Annotated in this window: 4 protein-coding genes; all 4 read left to right on the forward strand. The window is 35.2% G+C overall.

What is annotated here, in order from left to right; genetic code table 11:
- The first annotated feature begins 392 nt into the window (after window positions 1–392).
- Window positions 393–1,817, forward strand: a complete 1,425-nt coding sequence (locus ACOYLP_RS10735; protein WP_422856169.1) for an SUMF1/EgtB/PvdO family nonheme iron enzyme — start codon at window positions 393–395, stop codon at window positions 1,815–1,817.
- Window positions 1,818–1,924: 107 nt separating this feature from the next.
- Window positions 1,925–2,119, forward strand: a complete 195-nt coding sequence (locus tag ACOYLP_RS10740; protein ID WP_422856166.1) for a DUF4287 domain-containing protein — start codon at window positions 1,925–1,927, stop codon at window positions 2,117–2,119.
- A 264-nt stretch (window positions 2,120–2,383) separates the two neighbouring features.
- Complete coding sequence (locus ACOYLP_RS10745; protein ID WP_422856167.1) at window positions 2,384–3,838, forward strand: MBOAT family O-acyltransferase; 1,455 nt, start codon at window positions 2,384–2,386, stop codon at window positions 3,836–3,838.
- Window positions 3,839–3,950: 112 nt separating this feature from the next.
- On the forward strand, window positions 3,951–4,784 hold the full coding sequence (locus ACOYLP_RS10750) for a hypothetical protein (RefSeq protein WP_422856168.1): 834 nt from the start codon (window positions 3,951–3,953) through the stop codon (window positions 4,782–4,784).
- Window positions 4,785–4,895: the final 111 nt, after the last annotated feature.

Raw genomic sequence — 4,895 nt, forward strand, 5'->3', positions numbered from 1 at the left:
TTTGAATTTATAATCATCGAATTTAATCTCATTTACGAATGACCAAAACGGAATATTCGAAAATTTATTGTCGATAATGTCAAAGGATGGGTTTATCTATTTTGGGATAAAGAATTATTTTTTGAACTAGTGTGTGAACAATTTGGTAAAATTGAACTTCGAAGGGGTAAAGTTCATATATTCGCACTTAGGTTGAGCACTACGTGTGCAATATACCCACAAATTCTTCGTTAAACAACCTGCAAACTAGAAAGTACATGCAACAACCTGCCTCCATGAAAAGAGTATTCGTACTGGCCGCATTGGCCGTGGTATCGTTGAGTTCCTGCGGAATCTTCGGAAAAAAACAAGAGAAATCAAGTGTTACCGGATGGAACTACGACGACAAGAACATGGGTAATTTCCATGTTACCAAAATTAAGTACCCAAAAGCCGGTCCGGGCCTTGTATTTGTTCAGGGCGGGTCTTTTGTAATGGGTGCTAAAGAAGAAGATGTTATGGGCGACTGGAATAACGTTCCACGTCGTATCACTGTACCATCATTCTTTATTGATGAAACTGAAGTAGCTAACGTTCACTATCGTGAATACCTGTATTGGTTAGAGAATACGTTCAGCGGCGACACTAGCATCATGTACAAATGTTTACCTGACACCTTGGTATGGCGCGAAGAACTTGCGTACAACGAACCATATGTAGAATATTATTTCCGATATCCTTCTTACAACTTCTACCCTGTAGTGGGTGTAAGCTGGAGACAAGCTCATGATTTTTGTATCTGGAGATCAGATCGTGTGAATGAGTTGAACCTTGTTTCAAAAGGATATCTAAAAAAAGATGCGATCAAGAAAGAGTTGAAAGGTGGTGGAGCCGATGGTTCCTTCAATACTGAGACTTATTTAATGAATCCGGATTTGATTGCTAGCAGAGGAAAGCCAAAGAAATCTGAACTTAAGGATGTAAACAACAAGCCAAGAAGTACCGTGAAAATGGAAGATGGAATCCTGAACATGGGATATCGTTTACCAACTGAAGCAGAGTGGGAATATGCAGCTTATGGTCTTTTGGATCAAAACCCTTCTCCACGTCGCAAAGAAAATTCAAGTGGTGAGGAATTGCGTTCAAACCAACAGATTTATGCTTGGAGCAAGAACATGAGTGGACTTCGTGATACTCGTCATGGAACATGGCAAGGAAAGATGATGGCTAACTTCAAAAGAACCAGTGGAGACAATATGGGTGTTGCTGGTGGATTGAATGATCGTGCTGCTATACCTGGACCGATCAAATCGTTTTATCCAAATGCATTCGGATTGTACAATATGAGTGGTAACGTGAGTGAGTGGGTTGGTGACGTATATCGTCCGATGACTCCTAGTGATGGGCAAGATTTCAACTATTTCCGTGGTAATAAGTTTCAGAAATACTACAAAAACAGCAGCGGTGCTTATGAAAGAGACAGCATGGGCCGTTTGAAGAAAACAGATATTTCTGATGAAGAAGTTAAAAACAGAACCAACTATCAGCGTAACAATGTGATCAACTTTATGGATGGTGATTCTACAAGTGGTGCTTCATATGGTTATGGTGTTACTTCTTTGATCAACGATCAATCTAGGGTTTTCAAAGGAGGAAGTTGGAACGATCGTGCATATTGGTTGTCGCCAGGATCTCGCCGTTACATGCAAGAAGATCAGTCTTCTAGCACAGTTGGATTCCGTTGTGCTCAAACCTATCTTGGACCGCCAGAAGGTCCGGGTTTCCAAGAAGGTAATATTTTTGGAAAGCGTAGACAGAAAGGCAGCAAGAAGAAATAAGGCTGTTTCATGATATTGAAGCCCCTCGAAGTTCGGGGGGCTTTTTCGTGGGGATAATGAACTTGGTTTTTATCACTACATTATTTTTACAAAAAATAAAGCAGACAATGACACCAGATCAGATGGAAGAAGCCATCATCAAAAATCTTCAAAGCAATACTGGAAAAAGTTTGAATGAGTGGATGAAGGTCGCAAAATCAATCGCCTCAGACAATGAAAAAGAGTTGTTGACTATTTTAAAAAATGATCATCAACTCGGACATTTTCAAGCAAAAACAATCATCAAGCATTTGCATGATTAAATGATATGCTCCCCTCTTTTTTCAAGAACACAATGTTGGTTATGGATTAATAAAAAATTGAATAAGCAGCTATAGAAATCTTACAGCACAATAATATTGATATTCCTATTTTACAACAAAAATTGAATGGAAACAATGAAATGAATGTCGGAAAAGAAAACTTTCTTGCTCAAACATTAATTTATCGATATTTCTTATTGCATAACAATCTAGCAAACAAGCATAAATATTGTATTTTAGACAAAGTAAAAATTGTATCCATAAATGCTATTTAATTCAATAAGTTTTGCGATTTTCCTTCCATTGGTTTTTATTCTGTATTGGTTTCTTGCCAAAAACAATTATAAGCTACAAAATATCATACTCCTGTTTGCAAGCTATTTTTTTTATGCTTGCTGGGATTGGCGTTTTTTATTCCTTCTCGTTTTCTCAACATTTTTGGATTATTACACTGGAATCAAAATAGCCGACTCAAAAAACAGAACTGAAAGTAAAAGATGGTTTTGGCTAAGCATATCTGTGAATCTTGGATTTTTGGGTGTTTTTAAATACTATAATTTCTTTGCTCAATCGTTCGCGGAAGGACTTGACAATTTGGGTTTACATATTAATCCTTGGACGTTGAAAGTTATTCTTCCGGTTGGAATCTCCTTTTATACTTTCCATGGCTTATCGTATGTAATTGACATTTATAAACAAAAAATCAAAGCTGAAAAGAGTTTCATTGATTATTCAGTTTTTGTTAGTTTTTTCCCACTTTTAGTAGCTGGTCCGATAGAGAGAGCTACCCATTTATTACCTCAAATCCAAAAAAATAGAACATTCGATTATGAAAAATCAGTTGATGGGATGAGGCAGATTTTGTGGGGATTGTTTAAAAAGATTGTTATTGCAGACCAATGTGCGGTATATGCCAATATGATTTTTAATCAATCGAGCGATTACACAGGAAGTACTTTGGTTCTAGGAGCTATTTTCTTTACTTTTCAAATTTATGGGGACTTCTCTGGTTATTCAGATATTGCAATAGGAACGGCGAAACTATTTGGCATTGACCTATTAAGAAATTTTGCATTCCCCTATTTTTCTAGAGACATTGCAGAGTTTTGGAGGAGATGGCACATCTCACTTTCATCGTGGTTTAGAGATTATCTATATATCCCATTGGGCGGTAGCAAAGGCGGAACTTGGTTGAAGATTAGAAATACTTTAATCATATTTATCGTTAGTGGATTTTGGCATGGAGCGAACTGGACTTTTATTGTTTGGGGGTTATTGAATGCCATATATATAATCCCTTCAATCATTTTGAATACCAATAGAAGCAATTTGGATATTGTTGCTCAAGGTAAAAACATACCGACACTCAAAGAATGTATCAAAATTGGAACAACATTTTGTTTAACTGTTTTCGCTTGGATTTTTTTTAGGGCAAATAATTTACAACATGCGATAGACTATATTAGAAATATATTCAAAATTTCACTTTTCAAAATCCCATATTTTCCTGGTATTGGAATGGCTACTCCTTTCTTTATTTTTCTAATTGTGTTTATACTTATCGAATGGCTGAATCGTGAGTCGTTGTTTGCAATTCAACATTTGGGCAAAACCTGGTCTGCAGTAACTAGATGGTCTTTTTATTTTGTGTTAATCTTGATCATTTATTATTACTCACTTACGGTAGACGCTCAACAATTTATCTATTTTCAATTTTAATCTTTAGATGAAAAAATTCATTTTTAAATTAACTTTTTTTTCGATCATACTCATAATGATTGTCTCTACCCTACAAGCTCTTATTTCATTAAAAATTAAGGGTAAAATAATTATGGGACACGACAATTTAGAACAAGCATCTAATATTAATGCAGATTTGGTTTTTCTCGGAAGTTCCAGATGTTGGGTACACTTTGATCCAAGATTTTTTGACAGCACTTTTAATATCAAAAGTGTCAATATAGGTGTGGGTGGACATTCTGAAATATCAATGGCTTTTGTTAGATTAAGTGATTATTTATCCAGAAACAAAGCTCCAAAATTTGCCATATTTTCTTTTGATCCACTTGTTAATGAGGGCTCATTCAATAACAATAAAAATTATGTTCATAAAAATGCCTATGCTAAATATGCATTTTTACCGTCGGAAAAAAACTTGCCAATGGTAGATTATTTTCAATTTAATTATTATGAAAAATATATACCACTTTACGCCATTTTCAAATACAAAATTTTAGGACCCTCTCTATTCTCAAGCAATGCAGACAACTGGAGTAAATTTGGCTATGAGATACACAATGAAAAATGGGACACATCCAAATTGCCCGTAACAAGCACAATAAAAAATGCTTACTTTAAAAAACAAAATATTGATTCAATACGTAATGCTCTGGATGGTTTGAAAATGTTATGCTTAAATAATAATATTCAATTGCTTTGCATACAAACACCTGTTTATAAAGTAGCCTATGATGAATGGTCGTTCACGGAGACAGGGAAAATTTGCTCGCAATCGGGAATTCTTTTTATAGACGCCAATCAAGAAGATATTAGAAATAATATTGACAATTTTTACAACTCGGACCATTTAAATAAATCTGGGGTAGAACAACTAAATAATTTCTTGAGAAATGACACCCTGTTGAAGTCGTTTTTACAACATTAAAACTAAATCACTCAAATTAGTGGGGGTTTAATTAACGGATTTATATTTCATGGGAATAAAAACATTCCAAACATATTAAACCTACCAAACCCCTGACTGCCGGCAGGCAGG

This window comes from Flavobacterium sp. (assembly GCF_049318325.1).
GTDB lineage: Bacteria > Bacteroidota > Bacteroidia > Flavobacteriales > Flavobacteriaceae > Flavobacterium.